Consider the following 26,065-nt stretch of genomic DNA (forward strand, 5'->3'; position numbering starts at 1 on the left):
TGCGAGCTGTAGATACAGACGTGACCCCGCTCCGGAACTCATCGGTCGATTCACGAACGGGTGCGGCGGAAGGTGGTGCGGTAGTCCCCGGGGCGTTGTCCGGTGTGTGCGGCGAACAGGGCGGCGAAGGTGCCCGGATCCCGGTATCCGACGGCGCCGCAGATGTCGGCGACCGTGCGGTCGGTGGTTTCGAGCAGGTGGCGGGCGCGGCGCACGCGCGCGGACTGCAGATAGTCGAGTGGGCTCTGCCCGGTCTCGTCGGCGAAGCGCCGCAGCAGCGTGCGGGTGCTCACATGGAAGGTGTGCGCCAGTGCGGTGAGGTCGTAGCGGGTGGAGAGAGTGCGGTCGAGGTGACGCATCACCCTGCGGGAGAACATATTTCCGGGTTGCGGCAGCAGGTGGGCGTCGACATACGGGGTCTGTGACGAGCGGGCGTCGTCGACGAGGGCGATCCGGGCGGTGGTCCGCGCGACCCGCGGGCCGCTGTGGCGTGCGATCAAGTCCAGCGCGAAGTCGTACATGGCGCTGAACGCGGCCGTCGTCGTCACACCACGATCGGTGACGACCAATCGATCGGGCCGGATATCGGCCTCCGGATACTGTTGGGCGAGTTCGTCGGCGAACAACCAGGCCGTCGTCGCCTGCCGGCCCGCGAGCAGACCTGCCCGGGCCAGCAGGAAAGCGCCCACGCAGATCGATACGACGGCGCCGCCCGCGGCGGCATGGTCGCGGATCGCGGCGATCTCGGCGGTGAGCGGTGGCAGCCGGGCATCCGGATCGAGACCCGGAACGAGTTCGAAGCCCGGCACCACGAGGATGTCGACCTCTCGCAGCGGCGAAACCGACAGTGCCACACCGCCGGAGGCCACCACTCGGCGCCGCGGCGAGACCACCGTCACCTCGTATCCCGCGCGCTCCGGACCCGCGACATGCGCGGCCATCGTCAGCAGATCGGGAATCCCGAACACCTCGGACGCGAAGCAGCCCGGATATGCCAGCACACCGACCCGATACGCGCTCATGACCCGCCTCCTCGTCCGATGGCGAGACTACCCCTGGATCTGGCGATTCCGCCGATCGCTTTCCCGCCGAATCCGGCCGACGCTGACCGAATGACTCTCGACGACAACCCGATCGCCGCCTTCGCGCCCCGTCTGGTCGACGTGGACGGGGTGAGCAAGACCGTCTACACGGCCGGATCCGGCCCGGCTGTCGTGGTGATGCCGGAGATGCCGGGCATCAGCCCCGATGTTCTGCGGCTCGCGCGCTGGATCCGCGATGCCGGGTTCACCGTGTATCTGCCGTCGCTGTTCGGCGTCGACGGCGCCTATCCGACGGCCGACGACGGCGCCGAAGTCGTGCGGCGCGCCTGTGTGAGCGCCGAATTCCGCGCCTTCGCGGGCGGGGGCACCAGCCCCGTCACCCGATGGCTGCGCGGACTCGCGCGGCTGGCCCACGACGAATGCGGCGGCCCCGGAGTGGGCGCGCTCGGACTGTGTTTCACCGGCAACTTCGCGCTCACCATGACCCTCGAACCGGCCGTCGTCGCGCCGGTGGTGAATCATCCCTCGCTGCCGCTCGACGATCCGGCCGGGCTCGAGCTGAGCGACGAGGACGCGACCGCGATCCGCGACCGTATCCGGCGCGACGGGCTCTCGGTCCTGGCCTACCGTTTCGACAACGACCGCTGGTGCACCGGCCGCCGGTTCGCCGCCTACCGGGCACTGCTCGGCGACGCCTTCGACGGCCGGGTGCTGGCGGGCGATTCCGCCAACCCCGCCCCGCCGCCGTTCTTCCGCGACATCGTGCAGACCCCGCACAGCATCGTCACCGCGCACTTCGTCGACGAGGAGGGTCACCCCACCCGCGCGGCCCGCGACGAGATTCTCGAGTTCCTCGGCGCGCGCCTGCACACACCGGCGACGGAGTAGCGCCACGATCGGCGCCGTCCTCGACCTTTCGGAGTCCGAGACCCCGTCGCACCGGATGCCGCCGGGAGCGCACGCACGCGCCGCGCCCCGCCGAATTTGCCGGGCGATAGCGGTTCGCACCCGGAAATCTCTCCGCCGCACCGGATTCTGCGTCCGCACGCGTAGTCGGTTACAGTTCCGGGAACTCTGGAAGTGATGGGGAGCACTCACGATCGGGGATGGCAATGGCGGACCGCGAGCGCTATATCCGCAAGTATCTGAAGGCGTTGCGGGCGGTCTACGTTCCGGATGAGCGACCGCGGATTCTGCCCACCGTGGTGCGCCGCCGGAAGAATCGGCGCCTGCCGCCGCCGATCGTGCGGTTGATCGCACCGGAGACAACCGAATTCGATCGCACCACCGGTCTGCTGCCGCGCACGGGGGAGTGGCTGGCCGAACCCGGGGGTCGGCGGGCGGTGCCGCGGGCGGTGATCGACGTCGCCGACGCATTGCCGGATATGTTCACTCCCGGCTTCGCGCCCGCCGGCGATCAGGAGATGGAGGGGCACTGCCTGCCGATCCTGCACGACCTCTACACCTGCTTCGCCAGTGACGATACGGCCATGGGCCCCATCCCATTTCCGCGCTATCGCACCGCCGACTGGCTGACCAGGCAGCGATTGCGGGGTTCGGCGACCGACGCCTCCGATGAACTGCGGGAACGGCTGCCACAGCTGCTGCGGGGGAAGGCGTCGGCCGATCGTTCCGCGACCGCACTGGGCGCGGTGGGCGGCACCGTTGCCCGGATCCTGACCGTGCTGTTGTCGGTCTGGCCGGTGGTGCGATTGTGGTTGTTCGTGAGTTCGCATATTCCGGGACTCTCGCGGGTGAGCTACTGGTTCATGCACCAGCGCTACCTGTCTCCGGGGCTGTCGCACAGCTTCGTCGGCTTCGGAGTCCGTCTGACCGAGCCGATGCGCGCCCGGGAGAACAAGGAACAGATCGCGAAGCTGCTGTTGAACGCGTTTCTCGAGGATTTGCGTGCGGCCTATCGACGCGCGCCGTGGCGGCCTTCGGGGTGGCGGCGCACCGCTTACCCGGTCGCGCTTCTCGACGGCGTCACCGCTGACGACGGCGCCGACCGAATAATCCGATTCCTCAACGAGATCCGCAACGAGACAGGGCTTTTCGATCCGCTGGTGATCGTGGCGCGGATCGAGCATTCGACAGAGTCACCGGATGCCCGATTCGACGATCTCGGTGTCACGGTCGACGGTGAAACCCAGGATCCGCTGCTCGCGTGGCGCGACGATATCGACGAGAGCCGCCGCCATCGCAACACCGACAGCTGGTATCTCACGCTGCCCCTTCCGGAGTCGCTGAGCACATCGCTGTCGCGGTTCGATCGGTCCGAATTGGCCTATCCACCCGCACCGCCGTGGGCGGCCCGCCGGTCGATGGTGGCCGCGGTGGCGCTGCTCCCGGTCGTCGCCCTGGTGGCGGCCGCGGTTGCCGTCGTGCAGCCGCGGCTCGTCGCCGGATGCACCGCGTCGCCGTGGCGGTCCGGGGTGGATGTCAGCGTGCGCGGCACCGAATGTGTCGGACTGAGTAGTTCTGCGGCACAGATCTTTTCCGACGATCTCGAACTCGGCGAGATGCAGCGCGAGGTTTTCCACCAGAACGAGGTGGCCGCCCGGTTGCGCCACGACAATCCGCGCCGGCCCCTCGTCACGCTGGTCTACTTCGCCGGGATGACCTACGTCGATCGCAACGGGCGCTACCCCCACGCCCAGGCCGAGGAGCTGGCCGGATTGGCCGTGCGTCAGCGCTGGGCCAACAAACAGAGCGGTGCGTCCGAGCCGCTGCTGCGCATCGTGATAGCCAACGGCGGGACGACGATGCGGTACGCCACCTGGGTGGTCGACCATCAGATCGCCCGGTTGGTGCGTTCGGATCCGACCGTGGCCGGAGTGATCGGCCTGGATCGCAGTACGGCCGAAACCCGCAGGGCGATCGCGAGATTGGGCGAGCTCGGCGTTCCCACCATGGCGACCACCCTGTCGGCAGACGGGCTGGAGGAGGTCTCACCGCTGTATTTCCAACCCGTACTACCCAATTCGATGCAGGCGAAGTTGGTTGCCGAGTATGTTCTCGGCGCGCGGAATCTCGATGGCAGCCCCCGCTACGGCAAGGTGAACGTCTACGTCTCCGACGACCCGTCCGATATCTACGTCCGCACGTTGGAGAGCGATCTGCGCCACGAGCTCGGGGACCGGTTCGGCGAGATCGAACCCTGGTCCGATCAGGGCCAGATCCCCAGCCGGCGGATGCCCTGCGCGCCGGCCGGCCATGCGCAGCCGAGCGATCTGCTGTTCTTCGGCGGCCGCAATCCGGATTTCGGGCCCTTCGTCAGTGCGGTGGCCCAGCACTGCGGTGCCGACATGCCGCCGATCCTCGCCAACGACACCGCCACCCGTGCGGTGTCGGACAAACTGGTCCAGAATTCGGCGCCGACCGGATTTCCCGTGCACTATGTCGCCAAGGGCGTGCCGGCATTGCTGGCGGGCAGAAACTGTGTTCGCGACGGCGAACCCGTGCGGCCCGCGAGCCCGAATATGCACACACTGTGTTCGGAGCTGCGCGATCTCCGCCGAACGCTCCCGCATTTTCAGGTGAGCTGGCCCGGTGACCGCACCGGTATCGGATTCGACGTCGCCGAACTGTTCTTGGGAGCGGTCAAGCGAAACCGGGCGCGGCCGGAGTATTCCGGTGCGGTCGTCAACCGCGCCGCCATCGCGCTCGAACTGCGCCGAGGTGAACTCGACGCCGACACCGTGACCGGGAACCTCCGTTTCGACGGCCCCCACGGGCTGGTCAGCGGCGCATCGATCGCGATCCTGATGACCTCGGATCTCAACGACGCCGAGACCCCGCCGACGTGTCTGCTGCAACTGCCGTTGCCGCCCGACGGCGGCAACGGCTGCCCACCGGGCACCGGAAGCGAGACCGAAACGTGGGTGCGGCCGGGTTGAGTCCACACCACCGCATCGTCGGCATGTGCGGTGCGGTAGTAAGGATCCATGGAGGCCTTCTATCGACCCGATCCCTCGGATCCCGCGCTGTTCCACTCCACCGAGCTGACCCGCGGTCCGTGGTCGCCGGATGCGCAGCACGCGGGGCCGCCGTCGGCGCTGCTCGGGCATGTGATCGAGCGCTGTGAGCCGCGGCCGGGGTTCCGGGTCGGCCGCGTGGCGGTCGAAATTCTGGGGCCCGTTCCTATCGCGCCGCTGCGGGCCGAGGCGCGGGTGGTGCGGCCGGGGCGCAGTGTGGAGTTGATCGAGGCCACCGTCGCCACCGACCGCGGACCGGTGTTGAAGGCGAACGCGTGGCGGTTGCGGGTGGCCGATCCGGAGATCGAGGTGCCGGCGGATGCGGTCGCCGTCGGCGCGTATCCCGGACCGGACACCGTGGCACACAGTGGGGAGTTCCCCAGCAACCAGCCCGTCGGATTCCATACCGGGATCGACTACCGCTTCGTCGCCGGCTCCTTCCGGCAGCCCGGACCGGCGGTGTGCTGGATCAAGCTGCGGTATCCGATCGTCGCCGGAACCACGCCGAGCCCGCTGGAGCGGACTCTAGCGGCAGCCGACTCGGGTAACGGTGTGAGCGCGGTATTGGATTGGGAGCGTTACCTTTTCATCAACACCGACCTCACCGTCACACTGCATCGTGAACCCGTGGGTGAGTGGGTCTGCCTGGATGCGGTCACCTATCCGGAACGCAGCGGCATCGGGATGGCCGAATCCAGGCTCTACGACGAGAAGGGACCGGTCGGCCGCAGCACCCAGACCTTGCTGATCGGGAACCGGTAACGGGCGGCCCCGCTGCGATCCTTCCCGTCACGGGTGACTCCGAATCCCTCGGCTACCGTGGCGGCGTGGACGAGTGTGGCGCCGGAACCTGGTGATGTCGAGGGTGTTTCGCTGGGCAGCGGCCGTTCTGGCGGTGGCGGCCGTGCTCGTCACGTCCGGCGCGGCAGTCCCGTCGCCCGTCACCGGCATGGACCGCTTCTACCGGCAGCAGCCGAAGTGGAAGCCGTGCGCGGTGGAGACGCTGGATGCCGCCGGAGGGTCCTGCGCGGCGGTGCGGGTACCGCTGGACTACGCCGATCCCGACGGCCGCACCCTGAACATCGCGATATCCCGGGTGCCCGCGACCGATCCGGACCACAGGCATGGTGTCCTGCTGGCCGATCCCGGCGGGCCCGGAGCATCCGGGCTGGACACCGTCGATCTGCTGGGTGATGTTCTCGCGCCGGAGGTCCGGGCACAGTACGACCTGATCGGAATGGACCCGCGCGGCGTCGGGCGATCCGACGGCGGCCGGACCTGCGGCTGGCCGATCGGCGAGATGATCCGCTCCGCAGGCGTCGGACCGGCCGGATTCCTCACCGACACCGCCCGTGCCGCTCGTCTGGCAATGGCTTGTCTGACAGGCGATTCCGCTTCCCTGCGGCAACTGACGACCCGCAACACAGCGCGCGATATGGAGGTGATCCGGCGCGTCCTCGGAGAACCGTCGCTGAGCTACTACGGCGTCTCCTACGGCACCTATCTGGGCGCGGTGTTCGCACAGATGTTTCCGCGGTCGCTCGATCGCATGGTGCTCGACAGTGCGATCGATCCCGACCGATATTGGAACGGAATGGTGCACGACTGGGGTCCCGCCGACGAAGCGGCACTGGACGACTGGGCCGGGTGGGCCGCTCCCCGCGACCAGGACTATCACCTCGGCACGACGGCCGCGCAGGTCCGCGCCGCGGTCGAGCAGTTGATGAACGACATTGCCCGGCAGCCGATCACGGTGAACGACTTCGTCATCGACGATCATTGGCTGCCGTTTCTGCTGCACAATCTGCTGGGCAACTTCCGGCTGAACGAGAAGATGGCCCACACCGTCGCCGAACTGCGCGCCACGGCCAGCGGAACGCCACCGGCCGGGTATACGCCCTGGTTGACGGATACGCTGGATTCCCTTCGGCAGTACGAGGATTCGGCGCTGGCTTTCGTCGCCTGCGGTGATGATGCCGCGCCCGAGGATCCGGTGCGCTACTGGTCGGAGATCGAACAACGCCGCGCCACGCAGCCGATCTTCGGTGCGCTGGCGGCGAACATTCAGCCCTGCGCCTTCTGGCCGCGGCCCGTGGAAAGCATTACCACGGTGCGGAATTCGGTTCCGGCGCTGATCGTGCAGGCGACCGGCGACCCCCGCACCCCCTACGATCACGCCCTCGCGCTTCATCGCGATCTGAGCGCGTCCCGCCTCGTCACACTGGCGGATGTGCGGATTCACATGACGTTTCGTCCCGGCCTCAGTCGCTGCGTCGGCGCGGCGATCAACGGGTACTTCGCCGACGGCGTGTTGCCCGCGACCGATGTGGTGTGCGCGCCCGACACCGGAGCCGACCCCTAACGCGCACAAAGGCCCGGCTTCCGAGGAAGCCGGGCCCTCGCGGACGAAATCAGCGCGGCGCCATGCGGATCGCACCGTCGAGGCGGATGGTCTCGCCGTTGAGCATCGGGTTCTCCACGATGTGGCGGGCCAGGGCCGCGTATTCGGCAGGGTCGCCGAGACGGGCCGGATGCGGGACCTGCGCGCCGAGGGCCTTGATGGCCTCCTCGGGCAGGGTGGCGAACAGCGGGGTGTGGAACAGGCCCGGCGCGATGGTGTTGACGCGGATGTTCACGCTCGCCAGGTCGCGGGCGATCGGCAGGGTCATGCCGACGATGCCGCCCTTGGAGGCGGAGTAGGCGGCCTGGCCGATCTGGCCGTCGAAGGCCGCGACCGAGGCGGTGTTGATGATGACACCGCGCTCCTCGCCCTCGAGCTCGGTGGCGGCGATGCGCTCGGCGGCCAGGCGGATCACGTTGAACGTGCCGATCAGGTTGACATTGATGATCTTGGTGAAGTCGGCCAGCGGGAACGCGCCCTTCTTGCTGACCGTCTTGATCGCATTGCCGATACCGGCGCAGTTCACCGCGATCCGCAGGGTGCCCAGCTGCGCGGCGGCGTCGAGCGCTGCGCTCACCTGCTCCTCGTTGGTGACGTCGGTCGCGGCGAAGACCACACCGTCGCCCAGCTCCTTGGCGATCGCCTCACCGTTGGACGACGGCAGGTCGATGATCACCACCTTGGCGCCCTGGCCGTGCAGCTCCTTCACCGTGGCCAGGCCCAGACCCGACGCGCCACCGGTGACCACGGCGACCGCATTCTCGAGCTTCATACGAGGTCCTTTCTGATCGGTATCGGCGTCAGACTAGCCGCCGCACCACCCATAAGTAAATAGCGGTTCGCCTCTCTGCTCACGATGAAGCAGGAGGCGATCCGCGGTTCGTTCTTTTGTTACACCAGCTCACAGCGATCCATCCGGGGCGTTCCTGGTCGGTCGCGCAACCTTGATGTTCTGCCGAGTTCGCTAGTTATCGCCAACCGGGCAAGTATTGGAACATGTTACAGTTTCGGTGGAAGCGGCGGCAACCGTCGAGGTCGGCGCTAGGGTCTGCCGTAAGGCGCTGACCGCGGCGGTGACGGCCGCGCCGCCGGTGGTCCACGCGGTGCCGGCGGGCTGGGTGGTGAGTACGACGACCACGTAGCGGCCGGGCTGGGCCGGATCGGTGGAAACCAGGCCGGTCGTATTCATCGTCGTGGAGTCGTCCAGCGTCATCCAGCCCTGTTTGATCGCCCAGTCCGTCCCGGTGAGGGCGTCGGGGATTCCGAAGTACTGATCGGTTCCGTCGGCGGCGGTCGCGCTCGCCCGGTGCAGCGCGGTGAGAATCAGTTCGCGGGCGGGCTGCGGGATCTCGGCACCGATGTAGTGATAGATCCGCACCACATCGGCCGGGGTGGTGAGTGTTTCGCCCCACTGCGCCGGATCGTCCGGCGGCTGGGTGGCGCCGAGTCCGATGTCCGCCGCGACGCGGGACACGATGTCCGGGCCGCCGTCGGTATCCCACAGCGCGTCGGCGATATCGTCGTCGCTGGCCGACAGCATCTGTGACAGCTGCGCGGCCGTATCCGAATCCGGCTGCCAGTTCAGGCTTTTCAATTCGTCGAGGGCGATCAGCAGTTTGACCACCGACGCCGTGTAGAACTGCTGGTCGGTGTTCAGTCCGGCGAGCGTCGTCCCGGTGACCGTGTCGACCACGTCGATGCCCACCCGACTGCCCGGTTCGGCGGTGAGGATCGCATCCTGCATCTGCTGCGCCGGCGGATTCGGCGAAATCGGCTGAGCCGCAACGGTGGTCGCGCCGACGGTGACGGAATCCGGGTGTGCCGCAGCGGTTCCGGTCGCCACATGTGCCACCGCGATCCCCGAAATCGCGAGTACCACAGCGAATGCCACGACAGCCAGTACGCGGCGCCGACGGCCGGACAGAGTGTTCATATCTTCCAGAAACCGCGTGCAGCTGTGTACAGCTCGAGGGGCGGTTGGTAGAACGCTGTCGGTTCACAATGCGGCCGCTCGGGCGTGTTGGTGGACGCGCACCCGGTCCCTGCGCCACGATCGTCGGGTGACCAAGAGCTCCTACCATCACGGAGATCTGCGGGCCACGCTGCTGACGGCGGCGGCCGAGCAGATCGCTGCCGACGGCGTCGACGCGGTGTCGCTGCGCGCGCTGGCCCAGCGCGCCGGCGTCTCACATGCCGCGCCGGCTCACCATTTCGGCAATCGGCAGGGTCTGCTCACCGCGCTCGCGATCCGCGGATACGAGCTGCTGGCCGACGAATTGCGAGGCGCCCGCGACGACTTCCGGGAGATGGCGGTCGCCTATATCCGCTTCGCGCGCCGCCACCCCGGGCATTTCGACGTCATGTTCCGCCACGACCTGCTGCGGGCCGACGATCCGGAGCTGATCGCGGCGCGCACCGTCTCCGGCGAGGAGTTGCGTTCCGGTGTAGCCCAACTGGGTGTCGCGGAATCCGCGCGACCGGCGACCGAACTGGCGGCCTGGTCGCTCGTGCACGGCTTCGCGTCGCTGTGGCGCGAGGGCGCGCTCACCGACTCCGAACTCGGCGGCGCCGATCCCGAACAGCTGGCCCGGCAGATGGTCGCCACCGTCGACTTCGTCGGAGCGAAAATGTAACGACGACACCGAGATTCGGCTCAGTGTTCGTGAACCATCTCGGCCACCCGGCGCTGCGCTTCGGTCGCGTCGGTGTCGACGAGGGCGTCGGTGGTGGCGGTTTCGTTCCGGCCGGCGAGCAGATCGCGGATTTCGATCAACAATTCCGTTTGCGTGGGCACGGCCTTCTTCTTGCGGCTGAACCGTTTCTGCAAGGTGTTCATCGGAAGAATGAGCACGAAATACAGCACCGTCGCCACCATGAGGAAATTGATTCCCGCACTGATGATCGGTCCGATCGCGATGAATGTGGCCGGTTTCCCGGCGACCAGTTGCACGCCCAATCCGAGCTGCCCGTTGGTGCCCACGACCGCCAGCAGCGGCTCGACGATTCCCTTCGTCACCGACGTGACGATCGCGGTGAAGGCCGTGCCCATCACCACCGCGGTCGCCAATTCGATGACGTTGCCGCGCATCAGGAAGTCTTTGAACCCTTTGAGCATGTCAGCCTCACGATCGATCCGAACACATCAACGCTGTCTCGGACGGGCAGTCTAACGGCGAGCAGCGAACCAGCAGCAACTCGATGTGGGCTCGATCACGCGTTCGGATCCGAATCCGTCGGTCCCGGACGATAACCTTTCCGGCGTGGCCGAGAATTCGCCCGAGTTCTATCGCGAACGCCGCTCGCGGGCGTCCGCGGGTGCGATGGTGTGGCAGCGGGAGGTGACGGGGGAGTCGGCCACGGTGTTGCCGGACGGCTGTATGGATCTGCTGTGGCTGGGCGGCCGGCTGGTGGTGGCCGGGCCGGATACCCACGCCTACCGCAGCGGCGCCGCCGCGCAGACCGTGTACGGAATTCGCTTCGCGCCGGGTACCGCGCCGGCGCTGCTCGGCGTGCGTGCGCCGGACCTGCTCGATCGCCGCGCCGAGCTGGACGAGCTGTGGTCGTCGCGGCGGGCCCGCGTCATGGCCGACGTGGTCGCGGCGGCGCAGGATCCGCTGCGCGGACTCGAGGAGGTGGCCCGCCGCTGTGCGGCGGCGACCGCCTCGCCCGACCCGGTGGTGACACAGATCGTGCGCCGGCTGGATGCGGGGGAGACGGTCGCGGCCACGGCCGACGCGCTGGGGCTGGGTGCGCGGCGGCTGCATCGGCTCTCGGTCTCGGCGTTCGGATACGGGCCCAAGATGCTGGCCCGCGTGCTGCGGATGCGCAGGGCCCTGGATCTGACTCACACGGGCGTGGGTTTCGCCGAGACCGCGGCGCTGGCCGGATATGCGGATCAGGCCCATATGACCCGCGAGATCCGGGCGTTGACCGGTCGATCTCCCGGCCGTATCCGAGGCGCGGCCGTGCGCGCCGAGAGCGCTCAGCCCAGCGGCGCGTAGAGGTCGACGCCGTTGCCGTCGGGGTCGTGCACGGTGGCGTAGCGCTGGCCCCACACGGCGTCGAAGGGCTTCGTCTCCCCGTGGTATCCGGCCGCGACCAGATCGTCGAATATCACGTCGACCTCGGCCGCCGAACCGCATTCGACGGCCAATCCGATCCGGCCCGCCGCGGCGTTCCAGTGCCGATCGCCGCCGGCGTCCCGGGCGATGTTCTCCTCGGAATCGAGCATCAGCCGGAATCCGCCCGGTAGCGGCGCTTCCACGTGCCCACCACCGACGACCTCGCCGAATTCGAGACCGAGCCGCCGGTAGAAGCCGAGTGCGGCCGTCAGATCGGAGACGACCACGCCGATTGCGTTGAGTTGAGGTGCCATGGCGTCACCGTAGAGCGCCGCCGGCAGTGCCGTCTTGAACGAATCGGACGGCGTGGCTGGTTTTGTCACAATTCGGGATCGAAAGCCTGGTGACCAGGATCAATCTATTGCCGCAACGTGCTGACCACCACAATCGGAGTGAATTTAGGTCGAAACGCTGGTCGGAGTGGTTAGCGTTTCCTCCAACGTGTTCGGGGACGCGAATGAGGGCAGGAGGGATATGGGTACCGACCAGACATTGCTGCATCGTTTCGTGATCTCGCAGATGACCGACGCCGGGATCGATCGTGACCGACTGCTGCGCGAATGCGAACTACCGGAATGGACCCTGGCCGGCGAAGGCGTTCATGTGCCCGCGCGGGTCTTTTCCCGGTTGTGGGAGATCGGTGAGAATTGGCTCGATGATCCCGACGTGGCGCTGCATGTCGCCAGCAGATATCAGCTGGCCGCCACCCGGCTCTACGACTATCTGTTCGCCAGTGCGCCGACAGTGGGCGCCGGCCTGGCGACCTGCGGTCCGTACGTCACCGCGGTGACCACCAATCATCGTTTCGATCTGGTGGTGGAGAACGAGGCCGAGACCACGCTGTACCTGGACATGATCGAGGGCGAGGGCCGCGGCCGCGAACTTGTGCAACTGTGGGGGCTGGTCGCCGTGCTGACCCGTGCCCGCCGCGTGGTGGCCGCGCCGTTCGACCCGGTCCGGGTCTCCCTGCGACAGCCGGCTCCGCGGCGCCTGGCGGCGTTCGCCGAGGTATTCGGTTCGGCCGGCGTGGAATTCGGTGCCCCGGTGGATTCGATGACCTTTCGGTCGGCCGATATGGAGTTGCCGCTGACTACCGCCGATCCGGTGCTCGCGGATGTGCTGCAACCGTTGGCCGCCGCGCTGCCTCCGCCACCGCCGCTGGCCTCGGCCTGGCCGGAGCGTGTGTCGCGAGCCCTGGCCGACGCCTTCGCCGAGGGCGAGGTATCGCTCGAGCAGGTGGCGCGGCGGCTCGCCATCAGTCCGCGCACCTTGCAGCGGCGGCTGTCCGAGGCGGGGACCACGTGGCGGCGGGAATTGGATCGGGCTCGCTTGGCCCGGGCCCAGGCCGCGGGACCGCTGAGCCGGGAGCGGCAGGCGGTGTTGCTCGGCTATGCGGACGCCGGCTCGATGCGGCGTGCGGCGCGGCGCTGGTCGATGGTGGCGCATACGCGCACTGCGGGATCGGCCGACTGTCAGGCCTAGTCCACCGGATGTGCCCCTGATCGCGGGCTGCGAAGCCGCGGAGCGCTTCGCTCGATCACCGGCCTCGGCGTGCGGGTGTAGCGACCGTCGCCGAGATGGGTGATCGAGCGGCACCGCGGGCTGCGCTATGCCCGCAGATTGCTCGCCGCGATACTCCAGAACGTATGCCGGTCCAGTGCCTGGAAATCCCAGCTCTCGGCGATGGCGTGGGAGGTGGCGACGATGGCCGGTACATCGAAGTCTTCGCGGGTAGCCGTGCCCTTGGCCTCCAGTTCGGCGATCACGTACTGGGTGGCGGTTTCGAAGGTGTACAACACGGTGCTCTCCCATCGGTCGTAGCTACACATCCGGAACGCGCTGCGCGTACTTCGCCAGTCTTGTCACGCGGTCACAATCGGGCCAGCGCCGAACGCGCCACATCCGGGCAAATGTGCCATTTTCACATTTCGACGGCCGCGAGGAATCTGCGTGAGAATTCTGTACCCGCAGGCGGTTTCGGCCAAACTATTCACCGAAAGTGTAGCGCCGCCGGCAAGCCTCCGGCGGCGAGCAACTCATCGGCAAAGCTGTGGCCAACCGCTAAACGGTCGGTTGTGCGAGGACGTCTTCGTAGCGGAATTCCTGTGCGATGCCGGTGCCGGCGGCATGGGCCGCCTCCTCGCGTTGCCGCAGCTCGACGCGGCGGATCTTGCCCGAGATCGTCTTGGGCAGTTCGGTGAATTCGATCCGCCGCACCCGCAGATACGGTGCCAGGTGATCGCGCGCGTATTCCAGGATGGCCCTTGCGGTTTCGCGGTCGGGCTCCCAGCCGGCGGCCAGCGTGACGTACGCCTTGGGGACGGCCAGGCGGGTGTCGTCGGGTTGCGGCACCACCGCGGCCTCCACCACCGCCGGATGTTCTATCAGCACACTTTCGAGTTCGAACGGCGAAACCTTGTAATCGGAGGATTTGAACACGTCGTCGGTCCGGCCGATATAGGTGATGTAGCCGTCTTCGTCGCGTGCCGCCACATCGCCGGTGTGGTAATAGCCGCCCGCCATCACCGCCGCGTTCCGTTGCGGGTCCTGGAGGTAGCCGTTCATCAGATTGACCGGATGGGCGCTCAGATCCAGGCAGATCTCGCCTTCCTCGGCGGGCATGCCGGTGACCGGATCGACCAGGACCACGGGCACACCCGGCATGGGGCGGCCCATCGAGCCGGCCTTGACCGGTTGCCCGGGGGTGTTGGCGATCTGCAGGGTGGTTTCGGTCTGCCCGAATCCGTCCCGGATGGTCAAACCCCAGGCATTTTCCACCTGGGCGATCACATCGGGATTGAGTGGTTCGCCGGCGCCGAGGATTTCGCGCAGCCCGGACGGACGCTCGCCGAGGTCGGCCTGAATCAGCATGCGCCACACCGTCGGTGGCGCACAGAAGGTGTTGACCTCCGCGCGCCGGAGCTGACCGAGCAGCGCCTCGGCGTCGAACCGGCCGTAGTTGTAGACGAAGATCGTCGCTTCGGCGATCCAGGGCGCGAAGAAGCAGCTCCACGCGTGCTTCGCCCAGCCCGGCGCGCTGATCGCGAGATGCACGTCGCCGGGACGGACGCCGATCCAGTACATGGTGCTCAGATGCCCGACCGGATAGCTGATCTGGTTGTGCTGCACCATCTTCGGCTTACTCGTCGTGCCGGAGGTGAAATAGACCAGCAGTTCGTCGCCCACCTGCGTCACGGTGGGGAAGGGACCCGCGGACTCCACCGCGGCAGCCTCCGCGTAGTCGTCCCAGCCCTCGACCGGGCCGCCGACCGCGATGCGCCGGTAGTCGCCGGGGACCTCGTCGAATTTCGCGGTGTCGCGGGCGTTGGTGAGGACGAACCGCACCTCGCCCCGGGTGATCCGGTCGATCAGATCGGCCGGCCCGAGTGCGCCCGTGGTGGGCATGACCACCGCCCCGAGTTTGGCGACGGCGAGCATCGACTCCCACAGCTCGACCTGATTGCCCAGCATCAGGATGACCCGATCACCTCGGCGCACACCGAGTCCGGCGAGCCAGGTCGCCACCCGATCCGAGCGCCGCGCCATCTCGTCGAAGCTCACCCGCAGTTCGCTGCCGTCCTCCTCGACGATCCACAGCGCGGTGCGGTCGTTGCCGCGTGCGATCACGTCGAACCAGTCCACGGCCCAATTGAACGCGCCGGTCAGCCGGGGCCACTGAAACGTCCGCACCGCGGTGTCGTAGTCGGTCGCCAGGTCGACCAGCCGGTCGCGCGCCTGGCGGTACGCCTCGGTGTTGGACGTCATCACTGCACTCCTGTCTGTTGCTGATCCTGTTCCGGCTCGCCGAACAGGCGGACCGAGGTCGCGCGGATATCGACCTTGCGCACCTTGCCGGTGACCGTCATCGGGAATTCGTCGACGACGTGGACGTAGCGCGGAATCTTGTAATAGGCCAGGCGACCGCCGCAGAACTGCGCCAGCGTCTGCGCGTCCAACCGGGCCGCGCCCTCGCGCATCCGGATCCAGGCCACCAGTTCCTCACCGTATTTCGGATCCGGGATCCCGACGACCTGAGCGTCGAGGATGTCGGGATGGGTGTAGAGGAATTCCTCGATCTCGCGCGGATAGATGTTCTCGCCGCCCCGGATCACCATGTCCTTGATCCGGCCGGTGATGGCGACGTAGCCGTCGTCGTCCATGGTGGCCAGGTCGCCGGTGTGCATCCAGCGGGCGGCGTCGATCGCCTCGGCGGTCTTGTCCGGATCGTTCCAGTAGCCGAGCATCACCGAATATCCGCGCGTGCACAGCTCACCCGGTTCACCGCGCGGGACGGTCAATCCGGTGTCGGGATCGACGATCTTGATCTCGAGGTGCGGGCCCACCCGGCCGACCGTGGCGGTGCGCTGGGTGACGGTGTCGTCGCGACGGGTCTGCGTCGACACCGGCGAGGTTTCGGTCATGCCGTAGCAGATGGAGACCTCCGCCATGCCCATCCGCTCGATCACCTGCTTCATCACCTCGACCGGGCACGGTGAGCCGGCCATGATGCCGGTGCGCAGCGAGCCGAGGTCGAAGGATTCGAAGTCCGGATCGGCCAGTTCGGCGATGAACATCGTCGGCACCCCGTACAGCGAGGTGCAGCGTTCCTCGGCGACGGCGGCGAGGGTGGCCCGCGGTTCGAAGGAGGCCGCCGGAATCACCATGGCCGCACCGTGACTCGTCGCCGCCAGATTGCCCATCACCATGCCGAAGCAGTGGTAGAACGGCACCGGAATGCAGATCCGGTCGGCCTCGGTGTAGCCGCACAATTCACCGACGAAGTAGCCGTTGTTGAGGATGTTGTGGTGCGACAGCGTCGCGCCCTTGGGGAAACCCGTTGTGCCCGAGGTGTATTGGATGTTTATCGGGTCGTCGGCGGCCAGCCGGGCTCCGGCCTCGGCCAGGCGCGCGGGATCGTCGGCGCGACCGGCGGCGACCAGCGCCTCCCACTCGGTGCTGTCGAACAGGATCACCCGCTCCAGCTCCGGGCATTCGGGCCGCACCCGGCCGATGATCTCCGCGTAGTTCGAGCTCTTGTGCGCCCGCGCCGAGATCAGCATCCGGATCCCGGCCTGGGTGATCACGTAGCGCACTTCCTCGCTGCGATAGGCCGGATTGATGTTGACCAGGATCGCGCCGATCTTCGCGGTGGCGAACTGCACCAGCGTCCACTCGGCACGATTGGGCGACCAGATGCCGACCCGATCGCCCTTGCCGATGCCGGATGCCAGCAGGCCGAGCGCGACCGCGTCGACCTCGGCGGCGAATTCGCGGTAGGTCCAGCGCACTCCGGTCACCCGGTCGACGAGTGCGTCTCGATCACCGTGGACGGCCACCGTGCGATCGAGATTCGCCCCGATCGTCTCGCCCAGTAGCGGCACATCCCATACCCCGTGCGTATAACTGACCGGCCGGACCCGGCCCATACTCGCGCTCACGGATATAGGATTCACGTCACACTTTGCTCTCCACCACCCCCGGAAAGGGGTAGCGCCGATGGCCTCCGCCGACCTGCTCCGCCCGCGCGATGCCGATGCGTTGCGGGCCGAGTTGCGGCAGGTCTCGGCCCTGTCCGGGATGCCGGTGGTGTTCGGAGGAGAGGTCTGCGACGGGGCGCTGATCCTGAGCGAGTTCTTCGGCACTCGGACCGCCGCGATGCGCGGACTGGTGGTCTCGCCGACCTCGGGGGTGGGCGGCGCGGCCGTCGCGAGCAGGCGTCCGACCTCGGTCGCGGACTATCGGGTGGCGGCGACCATCACCCATCACTACGACGCGCCGGTCTCGATGGAGGGGCTGCGTGCGGTGGTCGGGGTGCCGGTCGTGGTGGACGGGAGTTCGCGGGCCGTGCTCTACGTCGCCAGTCGCGAACCGGGGCCGATCGGCGATCGGATCGCCGAGCTGGTGCTGCGGTCGAGCCGGCGGCTGGCGGTGGAACTGGCGGTGCGCGACGAGGTGGACCTGCGGCTGCGCCTGCAGGCGGCGGCGCGCGGGACTGCGGAGGTCACCACCGGTCCCGCACCGGATTCCGTTGTCGTGGAACAACTTCGGGATCTGCACGCCGAGGTGCGCGGGATCGCGCAGACGCTCACCGACGCCGAGGCCCGCAAGCGGTTGCGCGCGGTATCGGACACGCTGGTGCGCCTGATGGGCGGGTCCGATGAGCCCGTGACGGCGGACGCCGCGCCCGGACTGTCCCCGCGCGAGCTGGACGTGCTGTCGTATATCGCACTCGGTAGTACGAACAGCGAAGCGGCGCAGCGGCTTTCGCTACGCCCGGAAACGGTGAAGAGTTATCTGCGCAGTGCCATGACGAAACTCGGCGCCCACACCCGGCACGAGGCGGTGGTCCGGGCGCGCCGCTGCGGTCTGCTGCCCTGATGCTGTCGGCCGCTGATCGACCTCGGATACGCGACTGCCGGCCCGGAGAACCGGACCGGCAGATGCTGTGTTCCGCCCGGCGGCGCGGCCGTAGCGGTATGACCGTGATCGGTGTGGACTAGGCCTGCGGCTCGACGAGCTGGATGTCGAGCTCGATGGCGACCTTGTCGCTGAGCATGGCGGTGGGCAGGCCGGGTGCGACGTCGAATTCGCTGCGCTTGATGGTGCCGGTGGCGGTGAATCCGGCGTGGCGACTGCCGTCCGCGAACGGCTGTACGCCGCCCCACTCGACGTCGAGGGTGACCGGCTTGGTCACGCCGCCGAGGGTCACCTCACCGGTGACCTCGAACTCCTCGGCGACCCGCACCGGCTCGACGGCCTTGAAGTGCAGGGTGGGGCGCTCGGTGACGTTGAGCAGCTCGGCGCTGCGGACGTGCTCGTCACGCTGCGAGTTGCCGGTGTCGAACGAGTCGAGGTAGATGGTGGCCTCGATGGTGGCCGCACCCGAGGCGTCCACGACGAAGCTGGTCTCGAAGTTGTTGAAGCGGCCGCGGACCTTGGAGATGCCCAGATGGCGGACGGTGAAGTTCACCGAGGAGTGGGCGGGGTCCAGGGTCCAGGAACCGGTAGCGAGAGTGGTCTGCTCGGAAGTGGTCATGTCCACCAGATTTGCGGACCGTGGTCCGGTTAGCCACACCGCGGTTATCCTGGGACTGCCAGGGCGTGGATAAGGGGGCCCGGACAGATACAGGATGGTGTGGTGGCACGATCGGAATTCGGCGAGTTTCTCATCGCGCGGCGGGCTCAGCTGCAACCCGAGGATGTCGGGTTGCCGGTCGGCCGCCGGCGACGCACCCCCGGACTGCGGCGCGAAGAGGTCGCGGCGCTGGCCGGGGTGAGTGTCGATTATCTCGCCCGCCTCGAACAGGGCCGCGACACCAACCCCTCGATGGCGGTGCTGGGCGCACTGGCCGAGGCGCTGCGGCTCAACGAGGTCGAACGCCACCACTTCGGCAATCTCGCGGTCGGTATGGAACACGCGCGCGAGTGCCCGTCCTCGGGTCAGGCGCGGGAGCAGGTCACCGACACCGTGCAGGCCGTCCTCGATGCGATGCATCCCACCCCGGCCTTCGTGGTGGGCCGGTGGCTCGACATCCTCGCCTGGAATCCGGCGTGGCGCGATTTCGCCGAACCGCTGGGACTGCTCGACGAGGTCGCCGAACACAATCTGGCCACTTATTTCTTCGCGCATCCGCAGGCGCCGCAGCGGTGGCGGGACTGGCCGGTCGCCGCGGAGATGATGGTGTCGACGCTGCGCTCGGCGCGCACGCACTGGCCCGACGATCCCGGACTCGACGCGCTGATCCAGGGATTGCACCGATTTCCGGAATTCTCCTGCCGCTGGCGGGAACATCGGGTCACCGAATTCCGGTCCGGTGCGCTGCACATCGATCATCCGCAACGCGGCGAGGTCGAGGTCGAGATCCAAACACTCAGTCCGGCAATCGATCAGAGTGTGCAGGTGTGGCTGGTCGACCGGCGCGCCGTGCGCACTCCCGCCTTGCGACTGGTCAACGAATAACCTCCGCGCCCGAGTCCGCTCAGCTGTCGATCCGGACACGGATTCCGCGGTCCGCGACTCGTGAGACGCCGATCACGCATAATCCAACGTGAGGATTCCTGCCGGCCGGTGTCTATCGATTCGAGCAGCGGAGGAGGTGCTGTGTGACCGAGGCGGCGACGGCACCCGAGGCAGCGCTGGACGACGCCACCCTGACCGGGCGCGCACGTGACGGCGATGTCCGGGCTTACGAGCAACTGGTGCTGCGATATCAGGGAGCGATGTTCCGGTTGGCGGCGCGGATGCTGGCCGACCGGTCCGAGGCGGAGGACGTCATCCAGGAGGTGTTCCTCACCGCGTGGCGCCGCTTGGCTCAATTGCAGGACGACAGCGCTTTCTCGGGGTGGTTGTACCGGATGACCACCAATCGCTGTCTCAACGTCATCCGGTCCCGCCCGGACCGCGCCGACGTGGATCTCGACACCACAGAATCGCCGCACCGTGCGACCCAGCCCGAACACGCGGCACAGGTGCACGACCAGATGGCCGCGCTCACCGCGGCGTTGCAGCGGCTGACACCCGAACAGCGTGCCTGCTGGCTGCTGCGCGAGGTGCACGGCCGCTCCTACGAGGAGATCGCCGAGATCGTCGGCACCAACACCACCGCGGTTCGGGGGCGGATCGCCCGAGCCCGGGCGCAATTGGCGGAGGTGATGAAGCCGTGGCGCTGAAGGAGATGACCGACAGCGACTACACGCTGCCCTGCGGGCGCAGCGTCGAACAGGTGTGGGACCGGCTCGACGCCGTGGAGGCGGGGCTGGCCGACGACCACGAATCGGAATGCCCGCACTGCACGGCCGCCCGCGAGAGCCTGCTCACGCTGCGCGCCGCCACCCGCGAACTCGTCGACGAGCCGGATCCACCGCCGCCCGCGATGTTCGACCGGATCATGTCGGCCGTACGGGCCGAGGTCCGGCGCGGCCGCATGGTGAGTCTCACCACGCCGCATCCGGGCTCGATCGAGGTGAGCGAGCAGGCCATCGCGGCGGTGCTGCGCTATGCCGCCGACACCGTGCCGGGTGTGCGCGCCCGCAGCTGCCGCATCGACGACCACGGGGCCGAGCCCGACGGCCGCCACGCGATCACGGTGGCGCTGTCGATCTCGCTGCGGCACGGCGACACCGCGGTCGAACGCGTCGTTCCCCAGGTGCGCGAACGAGTGCGGGCGGCGGCCACGGCCCGCGCCGGTCTGGCGCTGGAGCGACTCGACATCACCGTGGTGGACGTCTACCAGGAGGAGCCGTGAGCGCGGGATTCGCGGAGAAAGCGGAATATATCGCCTCCGATGCGGTAATCGCTGCAGTAGCGGCTCGGGCCGCGGCCTCGGTTCCCGGGGTGGCGCGGCTGGAGCCCGGTGTCCTCGGTTTGCTCGGCCATCTGGCCCGGACGGGACGGCAGTGGTGGAGCAGCCAGGACGTCGCACCCGGTGCGGGCGTGCGCGTCCGTCACAGCGGTGGCTGGCTGAAGGTGCAGGTCGACCTGTCGGTGACGGGTGGATGCCAGGTCGGCGAGGTCGGGCAGGCGGTACAGCAGGAGGTGGTCCGGATGGTCGCGCAACAGACCGGGATGCTCGTCGACGCGGTGTCGGTGGCGATTCTCGATATCGCACCGGGAGCGTCGTGACGGCGGCCGTGAGCGAGGACGAGCTGGCCGGCGACATCGTCGCCGCGATCGAATCGGTGGCGGGATTGCGTCCGGACGTGCCGCCGGGCGTCGACCTCGCCGACTGGGTGCCGCGGCTGGGCCCGCGCTCGGCGGTGGACGTGAGTGCCGAGGTCGTCGAGATCCGGGTGATCGCCTCGGCGCTGCCGCTGCCGCCACTGCTGGACAAGCTCGCGGCGGCCGTCGGCGAACTGCAGGCCGCCACCCGGTGGTCCGGCGCGCGGCTGCGGATCGTGGTCACCGATCTGGACGCGGAAGCGTTCGACACCGCGGTTACCTAGATCATCGGTCTCGCCCGTGACATTTCGCCGTCTGCGGTGTCGTAGCTAGTGAAGGTTCGTATCCGCTGTACCGCAAGGGAACTGAACTGGAGGTAATCATGACCAGCACGACAGCCGGTAAGGGCGCGGAGAACGCCAGGGCCGAAGCGGGTAAGGACACCGGGGGCGGCGCGGGCCAGGGCGCAGCCGCGGCCAAAGCGCCCGCCCGGACCAGCAGCGCGCTGGTCAGCGATCAGGGCACGACCGCCATCGCCGACGCCGTCGTCCAGAAGATCGCCGGGTTGGCGACCCGCGAGGTGCGCGGGGTGCACAACCTCGGCGGTGGCGCGGCGCGCGCGTTCGGCGCCTTCCGCGATCGCATCCCCGGCGCCTCGGCCAGTGTGGGACAAGGGGTTTCGGTCGAGGTCGGCGAGACGCAGGCGGCGGTGGACCTGGAGATCGTCGTCGAATACGGCGTGTCCATCGCCGAATTGGCTCGCGCGGTGCGCCGCAACGTCATCACCGCGATCGAGCAGATGACCGGACTCGAGGTGGTCGAGGTGAACATCAACGTCAACGACGTCTTCATCGAAGAGGACGAGGATCAGCCACCGGCCCGCGAACGGGTGCAGTGATATGAACGCCACCACGATCTGCCTGATCTTCGGTCTCTCCCTCGGGTTCGCCGCGGCGTTCGGCGGTTTCGGGGCCTTCGCGGTGGTGCTGATCTTCGGCGCGCTGGGACTGGTGATCGGCCGCTGGCTCGACGGCCATGTCGACCTGTCCGGCCTGATCCGTTCGGCGCAGGATCGGGGCCGGAAATGAGCGCCGCCGCGGAGACGGCGGCGACGTCGCTGCTCTCCGCGGCCGAGTTCCGGGGGCGCACCACGGTGTCCGAGCGTGCGGTGCGGCGCTTGGCGGCCCGGGCGGCGCGTGAGGTCGACGGTGTCGCCGGCGGCCCCGAGGTGTCCGCGCGCGTCACGGCCGATACCGCTGTGCTGCGGGTACGCCTGCCGGTCAGCTATCCGACGCCGGTCGCGGTGGTCACCGAGGCGTGCCGCGAGCACCTGATGCGGCGCACCCACGAACTGTCCGGACTGGTCGTTCCGCGGGTGGACATCGAGGTCTCCGAACTGGTCAACACGATCGAACCCGCCGGGGGGTTGCGATGAACCGCAGGCCCCGGCGCATCACCCCGGCCGTACTGGTCGCGGTGGCGCTGCTGGTGATCGCGGTCCTCGTGGCGGTGTCGCTGATCCAGAACCTGGGCAACGCGAAGGAATTGGTGTCCTACCACAGCATCGCGGTGCATCTGCACGACACGACCTGGCACAGCTACTGGGTGCTCGGGGTCGGCATCGCGCTGGCGGTGCTCGGTGCGGTGCTGGCGCTCGCGGCGCTGCTGCCGGGCCGGCGCGTGGTGGAAGCGCTGGATGCCGAGGAAGGGATGGACGCGGGAATCACCCGGCGCAGTCTCGACGGTGCCCTGAACGATGCGGCGGGCTCGGTCGCCGGCCTCGAAGCGGCGCGAGTCCGCCGCGGCCGCAAGAACATTCGGGTCAGCGGCCGTGCCGCGCACCCGGACCACGCCGATCTGGAGCAGACGATCAACGCCGCCGTCGGCGATCGCCTGGCCCGCATCGCCCCCAAATCCGCCCCGCCCGTCAGCACCCGCCTGCGCGCGGCGCAGCGGCCGGAGCGGGTGGACAAGCGAGTGCACGTTCGCAAGCAGGTGTCGTGAGCGACAATCGCGCAGCGGCTCGCGGCACCGACCGGGTGCGGGTGTCCCGCAGGTCACAGGAGGTGTCGTGAGTTCGAGCTCGGCCAATCGTCCTGCACGGCTCAATCGGGCGTTGCTCGCGCTCATCGGGCTGGCGCTGATTCTCGCGGGCGCCTATGCCATTCTCGCGTACGCCGGCGTGCTGCACTGGGTCGATCGGGACGCGCCGTTGGTGCCCGGCACCGCCGAGCCGTCGCAGTGGGTGTTCGTGGCGGTGGTGGCTGGTGCGGTGGTCGTGGGACTGGCGGCGCTGCGATGGCTGGCCGCCCAGTTCGCGCGGCTGCCGGCGCGGATGCGCTGGCATATCGGCACGGTCGGCAATTCCGGTGAGACGCTGATGGATTCGAATGTCGCGGCCGCCCCGGTGGCGACCGATATCGAGTCCTATCCGGAGGTGCGGTCGGCGCTGGCCAGGCTGTCGGGCCCGGGTCGCGCACCGAAACTGCATCTGGTGGTCACGGCGGAACCCGACGCCGATCTGACCGCGCTGCGCCGGCGCATTCTCTCCGACGCGGTGGGCCGGCTGCGGCAGGCGCTGGAGGTCGATGCCGTGCCGGTGTCGCTGGAATTGCGGCTCGCCGATCGCGGCCGCACCGCCCGGGCGAAATAGCGGCCGCACCACGGGGCGAAACGGCCTCGCCGCCACCGTTTCCCGGAGCCGGTCGAGGCAGTCCGTTCAGTCGATGGGTCCGAGAACCCGCTCGACGTAGCCGTTGGCGAAGCGCCCCTTCGGGTCCAGCCGCCGCCGCACGTCCTGGAAGCGATCCCACTCCGGATAGCGCCCGCGCAGCGTTTCCGCGGTCTGGAAGTGCCGCTTACCCCAGTGCGGGCGGCCGTGGTAGCGATCGAAAATCGCTTCGCAGGCACGGAAATACGGTTCGTAGTCCATGCCGCGGTATTGGTGCACGGCGATGTAGCAGGTGTCGCGACCTCCGGCGGGGGACAGGAACGCGTCGTCGGGCGCCACGAACCGTACCTCGGTCGGCATCGGCGAATCGAAGTGCTGACCGACGGCTTTGATTTCGCGAATGGCGTCGACGGCGTATTCGCGCGGGATGGCGTATTCCATCTCGGTGAAGCGAATCAGCCTGGGGGAAGCGAAGACTCGATAGGAGCGGTCGATCTGGCGGCGGTAGCTGCCGGCATAGGCCGCGCCCCGGTGGATCCACGGGATCAGGTTCGGCTGCCGGCGCGCGAGGCGGCACAGCGCGTCGAAGGTGTGGTTGGACATCAGGATGTCGGCGAACCAGTCCACGGCCCTGGCCCGGGGCTGTTCGGCGAGCTGCACGCGATTGTTGCGCTTGGTCATCGCCAGTGGGCTGTGCGCGAACATGTAGAACTCGAAATGTTCGTTGCCGTCGACGAATTCGTCGAGATCGGACAGCACCTCCTCGACCGGAACGGGCCGCTCGATTCCCTCGAGCACGAACGACGGCACCAGCTGCAGCGTCACCGCGGTCACCACACCGAGCGCGCCGAGGTTCACCCGGGCCGCGCGCCAGCCGTCGGGGTCGCTGCGTTCATCGAGTTCGACCACGCTCCCGTCGGCGAGCATCAATTCCACCGAATGCAGTGCGGCGGAGATGTTCTGCAGGGCGGCGCCGGTGCCGTGGGTGGCGGTCGCGGTCGCCCCGGCGATCGACTGCACGTCGATGTCGCCGAGGTTGGGGAAGGCCAGGCCGAGCGGATGCAGCGCGGTGCTCAGCTCGTTCAGCGTCGCCCCCGCCTCCACCCGCGCCAGGCCGGTGGCGCGGTCGACCTGCAGAATCCGGTTCAGCCGCGAGAGCTGCAGCAGAGTGCCGTCGGTGAGCACGGTGTCGGTGAACGAATGTCCGGCTCCGGCCACGCGCACGATATGGCCCTCGGTCTCGGCCCGGGCCAGCAGTTCGGCGACGTCGTCGCGTGTGCGCGGAGCGGCGTAGGTGGCCGGCGCGCACCGTTGATCGCCGGCCCAGTTCACCCACGAATTGGTCATGCGTCCAACTTTAGAACATGGCCGAACTGTGCGCCAGCCCTCGTTCGAGCGCGAACGTGTCCGATCACACGTCCGGGATCGGGACGCGGTACTTACGTTGCGGGGTGATCGCTCGGTAACGTTGGCGGGTGCCCGGTGCCGGACAGGGAATTACCTTCTGCGGCAGGCGAATACGGCTTCCTTCGCTTGGTCGACGTCGTCGTCGTTCAGCGGTGGGACCGTCAGCGGTTGCCGCGGAATGCAGTCGCCGCGCACCCCGTCCAGGACGATGCCCATATAGCGCCGCCAGACCTCGGGATTCACCGGCTTGGCGAAACTCGCGATCGCCTCCACCATGTTGATCATCGCGAAGAAGTCCGACGCGGCGATGCCGGGTCGCAACACGCCCTCGGCGACGGCCTTGTCGACCAAGCGGGTGACCATCGGCTTGATTCGCTCGCGGACCGAGACGAAGCGCTCCATGGCGTCGGGCAGTTCGAGCATCACCTCGCCGAAGCCGCGGTTGCTGGCCATATGTTCGCAGCTCCACTCGAACAGCCGGGTCAGTCCGTGCCAGGTGTCGGGGTCGGCGTAGGCGGCCTCGGTCGCCTCGGCCATATCGGTGACGGTCTGATCGAAGACCTCGCCGATGAGCTCCTGCTTGTTCGCGAAGCGCCGGTAGACCGTGCCCACGCCCACGCCGGCGGCCTCCGCCACGTCGTCGAGGGTCACCTCCAGGCCGCGATCGGCGAACAGCTCTCTGGCCGCTCTGAGGATCCGCGCGTGATTGCGGGCGGCATCGGCGCGCAGGCGCCGGGGAGCGGGAGCGGCCGTGGCGTGATTCACACCGCGATATTACCAAGGTCGG

Annotated in this window: 29 protein-coding genes; 18 read left to right on the plus strand and 11 right to left on the minus strand. The window is 68.3% G+C overall.

Translation table 11 applies throughout. From position 1 onward, the window contains the following. Positions 1-50: 50 nt before the first annotated feature. Entirely contained in the window at positions 51-1,022 is a 972-nt protein-coding gene (locus tag IRT45_RS26990; RefSeq protein ID WP_194808668.1) for a GlxA family transcriptional regulator, read from the minus strand. 90 nt (positions 1,023-1,112) lie between these two features. Between IRT45_RS26990 and IRT45_RS26995 the strand changes: the two genes are divergently transcribed. From IRT45_RS26995 to IRT45_RS27010, 4 genes are all read left to right on the plus strand, one after another. After that, positions 1,113-1,931 carry a dienelactone hydrolase family protein gene (locus tag IRT45_RS26995; RefSeq protein ID WP_194808696.1) on the plus strand — a complete coding sequence of 273 codons (819 nt, stop codon included), beginning with the start codon at positions 1,113-1,115 and terminating at the stop codon, positions 1,929-1,931. 218 nt (positions 1,932-2,149) lie between these two features. Beyond that, positions 2,150-4,942 carry an ABC transporter substrate-binding protein gene (locus IRT45_RS27000; RefSeq protein ID WP_228535198.1) on the plus strand — a complete coding sequence of 931 codons (2,793 nt, stop codon included), beginning with the start codon at positions 2,150-2,152 and terminating at the stop codon, positions 4,940-4,942. Between the two features lie 48 nt (positions 4,943-4,990). Next, positions 4,991-5,782, plus strand: coding sequence for a thioesterase family protein (locus IRT45_RS27005; RefSeq protein ID WP_194808669.1), 792 nt, complete (start codon positions 4,991-4,993; stop codon positions 5,780-5,782). A gap of 94 nt (positions 5,783-5,876) precedes the next feature. Beyond that, complete coding sequence (locus IRT45_RS27010; protein WP_194808670.1) at positions 5,877-7,382, plus strand: alpha/beta fold hydrolase; 1,506 nt, start codon at positions 5,877-5,879, stop codon at positions 7,380-7,382. Between the two features lie 49 nt (positions 7,383-7,431). On the opposite strand, the gene IRT45_RS27015 is transcribed toward IRT45_RS27010, so the two are convergent. Next, on the minus strand, positions 7,432-8,193 hold the full coding sequence (locus tag IRT45_RS27015; RefSeq protein ID WP_063012224.1) for a 3-hydroxyacyl-CoA dehydrogenase: 762 nt from the start codon (positions 8,191-8,193) through the stop codon (positions 7,432-7,434). A gap of 192 nt (positions 8,194-8,385) precedes the next feature. After that, positions 8,386-9,354 carry a hypothetical protein gene (locus tag IRT45_RS27020; RefSeq protein ID WP_194808671.1) on the minus strand — a complete coding sequence of 323 codons (969 nt, stop codon included), beginning with the start codon at positions 9,352-9,354 and terminating at the stop codon, positions 8,386-8,388. Positions 9,355-9,481: 127 nt separating this feature from the next. On the opposite strand from IRT45_RS27020, the gene IRT45_RS27025 reads away from it, so the two are divergent. Then, positions 9,482-10,054: a TetR/AcrR family transcriptional regulator gene (locus tag IRT45_RS27025; protein WP_194808672.1), complete on the plus strand. Its 573-nt coding sequence runs from the start codon at positions 9,482-9,484 to the stop codon at positions 10,052-10,054. A gap of 20 nt (positions 10,055-10,074) precedes the next feature. Here IRT45_RS27025 and mscL read toward each other — a convergent pair whose 3' ends face one another. Beyond that, positions 10,075-10,536 carry a large conductance mechanosensitive channel protein MscL gene (gene mscL, locus IRT45_RS27030; RefSeq protein WP_194808673.1) on the minus strand — a complete coding sequence of 154 codons (462 nt, stop codon included), beginning with the start codon at positions 10,534-10,536 and terminating at the stop codon, positions 10,075-10,077. 145 nt (positions 10,537-10,681) lie between these two features. Between mscL and IRT45_RS27035 the strand changes: the two genes are divergently transcribed. Further along, the gene (locus IRT45_RS27035; protein ID WP_309241168.1) at positions 10,682-11,422 is read left to right on the plus strand and encodes a helix-turn-helix domain-containing protein; all 741 of its coding nucleotides are present in this window, start codon (positions 10,682-10,684) and stop codon (positions 11,420-11,422) included. Here the strand turns inward: IRT45_RS27035 and IRT45_RS27040 are convergent. Further along, positions 11,404-11,796, minus strand: a complete 393-nt coding sequence (locus IRT45_RS27040) for a VOC family protein (protein ID WP_194808699.1) — start codon at positions 11,794-11,796, stop codon at positions 11,404-11,406. The genes IRT45_RS27035 and IRT45_RS27040 overlap by 19 nt on opposite strands. A 220-nt stretch (positions 11,797-12,016) precedes the next feature. On the opposite strand from IRT45_RS27040, the gene IRT45_RS27045 reads away from it, so the two are divergent. Continuing rightward, the gene (locus IRT45_RS27045) at positions 12,017-13,024 is read left to right on the plus strand and encodes an AraC family transcriptional regulator ligand-binding domain-containing protein (protein WP_194808674.1); all 1,008 of its coding nucleotides are present in this window, start codon (positions 12,017-12,019) and stop codon (positions 13,022-13,024) included. A 125-nt stretch (positions 13,025-13,149) separates the two neighbouring features. Here IRT45_RS27045 and IRT45_RS27050 read toward each other — a convergent pair whose 3' ends face one another. The 3 genes from IRT45_RS27050 to IRT45_RS27060 all read right to left on the minus strand — a co-directional run bounded on the left by IRT45_RS27050 (position 13,150) and on the right by IRT45_RS27060 (position 16,968). After that, positions 13,150-13,341, minus strand: coding sequence for a hypothetical protein (locus IRT45_RS27050; protein ID WP_030515537.1), 192 nt, complete (start codon positions 13,339-13,341; stop codon positions 13,150-13,152). 262 nt (positions 13,342-13,603) lie between these two features. After that, entirely contained in the window at positions 13,604-15,307 is a 1,704-nt protein-coding gene (locus IRT45_RS27055; RefSeq protein ID WP_194808675.1) for an AMP-binding protein, read from the minus strand. After that, positions 15,307-16,968, minus strand: a complete 1,662-nt coding sequence (locus IRT45_RS27060; RefSeq protein ID WP_194808700.1) for an AMP-binding protein — start codon at positions 16,966-16,968, stop codon at positions 15,307-15,309. Before IRT45_RS27060 ends, IRT45_RS27055 begins: the two co-directional genes overlap by 1 nt. Before the next feature lie 70 nt (positions 16,969-17,038). On the opposite strand from IRT45_RS27060, the gene IRT45_RS27065 reads away from it, so the two are divergent. Further along, positions 17,039-17,920 (plus strand): LuxR C-terminal-related transcriptional regulator, encoded by an 882-nt coding sequence (locus IRT45_RS27065; RefSeq protein WP_194808676.1) that lies wholly within the window; start codon positions 17,039-17,041, stop codon positions 17,918-17,920. A gap of 118 nt (positions 17,921-18,038) precedes the next feature. Here IRT45_RS27065 and IRT45_RS27070 read toward each other — a convergent pair whose 3' ends face one another. After that, the gene (locus tag IRT45_RS27070) at positions 18,039-18,578 is read right to left on the minus strand and encodes a YceI family protein (RefSeq protein ID WP_194808677.1); all 540 of its coding nucleotides are present in this window, start codon (positions 18,576-18,578) and stop codon (positions 18,039-18,041) included. A gap of 102 nt (positions 18,579-18,680) precedes the next feature. Here IRT45_RS27070 and IRT45_RS27075 point away from each other — a divergent pair, with 102 nt between their 5' ends. The 10 genes from IRT45_RS27075 to IRT45_RS27120 all read left to right on the plus strand — a co-directional run bounded on the left by IRT45_RS27075 (position 18,681) and on the right by IRT45_RS27120 (position 23,853). After that, complete coding sequence (locus IRT45_RS27075) at positions 18,681-19,502, plus strand: helix-turn-helix domain-containing protein (protein WP_036509958.1); 822 nt, start codon at positions 18,681-18,683, stop codon at positions 19,500-19,502. A 143-nt stretch (positions 19,503-19,645) separates the two neighbouring features. Continuing rightward, the gene (locus IRT45_RS27080; protein WP_194808678.1) at positions 19,646-20,212 is read left to right on the plus strand and encodes an RNA polymerase sigma factor; all 567 of its coding nucleotides are present in this window, start codon (positions 19,646-19,648) and stop codon (positions 20,210-20,212) included. Then, positions 20,203-20,787 (plus strand): Asp23/Gls24 family envelope stress response protein, encoded by a 585-nt coding sequence (locus tag IRT45_RS27085; RefSeq protein ID WP_309241170.1) that lies wholly within the window; start codon positions 20,203-20,205, stop codon positions 20,785-20,787. Before IRT45_RS27080 ends, IRT45_RS27085 begins: the two co-directional genes overlap by 10 nt. Then, complete coding sequence (locus tag IRT45_RS27090; protein ID WP_194808679.1) at positions 20,784-21,164, plus strand: Asp23/Gls24 family envelope stress response protein; 381 nt, start codon at positions 20,784-20,786, stop codon at positions 21,162-21,164. The genes IRT45_RS27085 and IRT45_RS27090 overlap by 4 nt, the downstream gene beginning before the upstream one ends. Then, positions 21,161-21,484 (plus strand): hypothetical protein, encoded by a 324-nt coding sequence (locus IRT45_RS27095; protein ID WP_309241171.1) that lies wholly within the window; start codon positions 21,161-21,163, stop codon positions 21,482-21,484. Before IRT45_RS27090 ends, IRT45_RS27095 begins: the two co-directional genes overlap by 4 nt. A gap of 98 nt (positions 21,485-21,582) precedes the next feature. Continuing rightward, positions 21,583-22,098 (plus strand): Asp23/Gls24 family envelope stress response protein, encoded by a 516-nt coding sequence (locus IRT45_RS27100; RefSeq protein WP_194808680.1) that lies wholly within the window; start codon positions 21,583-21,585, stop codon positions 22,096-22,098. 1 nt (position 22,099) lies between these two features. After that, complete coding sequence (locus IRT45_RS27105; RefSeq protein WP_030515548.1) at positions 22,100-22,288, plus strand: hypothetical protein; 189 nt, start codon at positions 22,100-22,102, stop codon at positions 22,286-22,288. After that, positions 22,285-22,635, plus strand: coding sequence for an Asp23/Gls24 family envelope stress response protein (locus IRT45_RS27110; RefSeq protein ID WP_194808681.1), 351 nt, complete (start codon positions 22,285-22,287; stop codon positions 22,633-22,635). The genes IRT45_RS27105 and IRT45_RS27110 overlap by 4 nt, the downstream gene beginning before the upstream one ends. After that, complete coding sequence (locus IRT45_RS27115; protein WP_194808682.1) at positions 22,632-23,204, plus strand: DUF6286 domain-containing protein; 573 nt, start codon at positions 22,632-22,634, stop codon at positions 23,202-23,204. Before IRT45_RS27110 ends, IRT45_RS27115 begins: the two co-directional genes overlap by 4 nt. A gap of 67 nt (positions 23,205-23,271) precedes the next feature. Continuing rightward, a complete protein-coding gene (locus IRT45_RS27120; protein WP_194808683.1) occupies positions 23,272-23,853 on the plus strand; it encodes an alkaline shock response membrane anchor protein AmaP in 582 nt (193 codons plus the stop codon). 66 nt (positions 23,854-23,919) lie between these two features. On the opposite strand, the gene IRT45_RS27125 is transcribed toward IRT45_RS27120, so the two are convergent. Both IRT45_RS27125 and IRT45_RS27130 read right to left on the minus strand, forming a co-directional pair. Then, positions 23,920-25,218, minus strand: a complete 1,299-nt coding sequence (locus IRT45_RS27125; protein ID WP_194808684.1) for a D-arabinono-1,4-lactone oxidase — start codon at positions 25,216-25,218, stop codon at positions 23,920-23,922. A gap of 150 nt (positions 25,219-25,368) precedes the next feature. After that, the gene (locus tag IRT45_RS27130) at positions 25,369-26,043 is read right to left on the minus strand and encodes a TetR/AcrR family transcriptional regulator (protein WP_194808685.1); all 675 of its coding nucleotides are present in this window, start codon (positions 26,041-26,043) and stop codon (positions 25,369-25,371) included. Between the last annotated feature and the right edge of the window lie 22 nt (positions 26,044-26,065).

The organism is Nocardia sp. BSTN01, from assembly GCF_015354405.1.
In the GTDB taxonomy this organism is placed as follows: Bacteria; Actinomycetota; Actinomycetes; order Mycobacteriales; family Mycobacteriaceae; genus Nocardia.

Bases quoted from the DNA above. Each gene is read 5' to 3' on its own strand.
- IRT45_RS27055 (WP_194808675.1), bottom strand. From the start codon at position 15,307: ATGACGTCCAACACCGAGGCGTACCGCCAGGCGCGCGACCGGCTGGTC.
- IRT45_RS27000 (WP_228535198.1), top strand. From the start codon at position 2,150: ATGGCAATGGCGGACCGCGAGCGCTATATCCGCAAGTATCTGAAGGCG.
- IRT45_RS27060 (WP_194808700.1), bottom strand. From the start codon at position 16,968: ATGGGCCGGGTCCGGCCGGTCAGTTATACGCACGGGGTATGGGATGTG.
- IRT45_RS27045 (WP_194808674.1), top strand. From the start codon at position 12,017: ATGGGTACCGACCAGACATTGCTGCATCGTTTCGTGATCTCGCAGATG.
- IRT45_RS27070 (WP_194808677.1), bottom strand. From the start codon at position 18,578: ATGACCACTTCCGAGCAGACCACTCTCGCTACCGGTTCCTGGACCCTG.
- IRT45_RS27040 (WP_194808699.1), bottom strand. From the start codon at position 11,796: ATGGCACCTCAACTCAACGCAATCGGCGTGGTCGTCTCCGATCTGACG.
- IRT45_RS27115 (WP_194808682.1), top strand. From the start codon at position 22,632: ATGAACCGCAGGCCCCGGCGCATCACCCCGGCCGTACTGGTCGCGGTG.
- mscL (WP_194808673.1), bottom strand. From the start codon at position 10,536: ATGCTCAAAGGGTTCAAAGACTTCCTGATGCGCGGCAACGTCATCGAA.
- IRT45_RS27110 (WP_194808681.1), top strand. From the start codon at position 22,285: ATGAGCGCCGCCGCGGAGACGGCGGCGACGTCGCTGCTCTCCGCGGCC.
- IRT45_RS27100 (WP_194808680.1), top strand. From the start codon at position 21,583: ATGACCAGCACGACAGCCGGTAAGGGCGCGGAGAACGCCAGGGCCGAA.
- IRT45_RS27015 (WP_063012224.1), bottom strand. From the start codon at position 8,193: ATGAAGCTCGAGAATGCGGTCGCCGTGGTCACCGGTGGCGCGTCGGGT.
- IRT45_RS27010 (WP_194808670.1), top strand. From the start codon at position 5,877: ATGTCGAGGGTGTTTCGCTGGGCAGCGGCCGTTCTGGCGGTGGCGGCC.
- IRT45_RS27020 (WP_194808671.1), bottom strand. From the start codon at position 9,354: ATGAACACTCTGTCCGGCCGTCGGCGCCGCGTACTGGCTGTCGTGGCA.
- IRT45_RS27105 (WP_030515548.1), top strand. From the start codon at position 22,100: ATGAACGCCACCACGATCTGCCTGATCTTCGGTCTCTCCCTCGGGTTC.
- IRT45_RS27065 (WP_194808676.1), top strand. From the start codon at position 17,039: ATGGCCTCCGCCGACCTGCTCCGCCCGCGCGATGCCGATGCGTTGCGG.
- IRT45_RS27005 (WP_194808669.1), top strand. From the start codon at position 4,991: ATGGAGGCCTTCTATCGACCCGATCCCTCGGATCCCGCGCTGTTCCAC.
- IRT45_RS26995 (WP_194808696.1), top strand. From the start codon at position 1,113: ATGACTCTCGACGACAACCCGATCGCCGCCTTCGCGCCCCGTCTGGTC.
- IRT45_RS27125 (WP_194808684.1), bottom strand. From the start codon at position 25,218: ATGACCAATTCGTGGGTGAACTGGGCCGGCGATCAACGGTGCGCGCCG.
- IRT45_RS26990 (WP_194808668.1), bottom strand. From the start codon at position 1,022: ATGAGCGCGTATCGGGTCGGTGTGCTGGCATATCCGGGCTGCTTCGCG.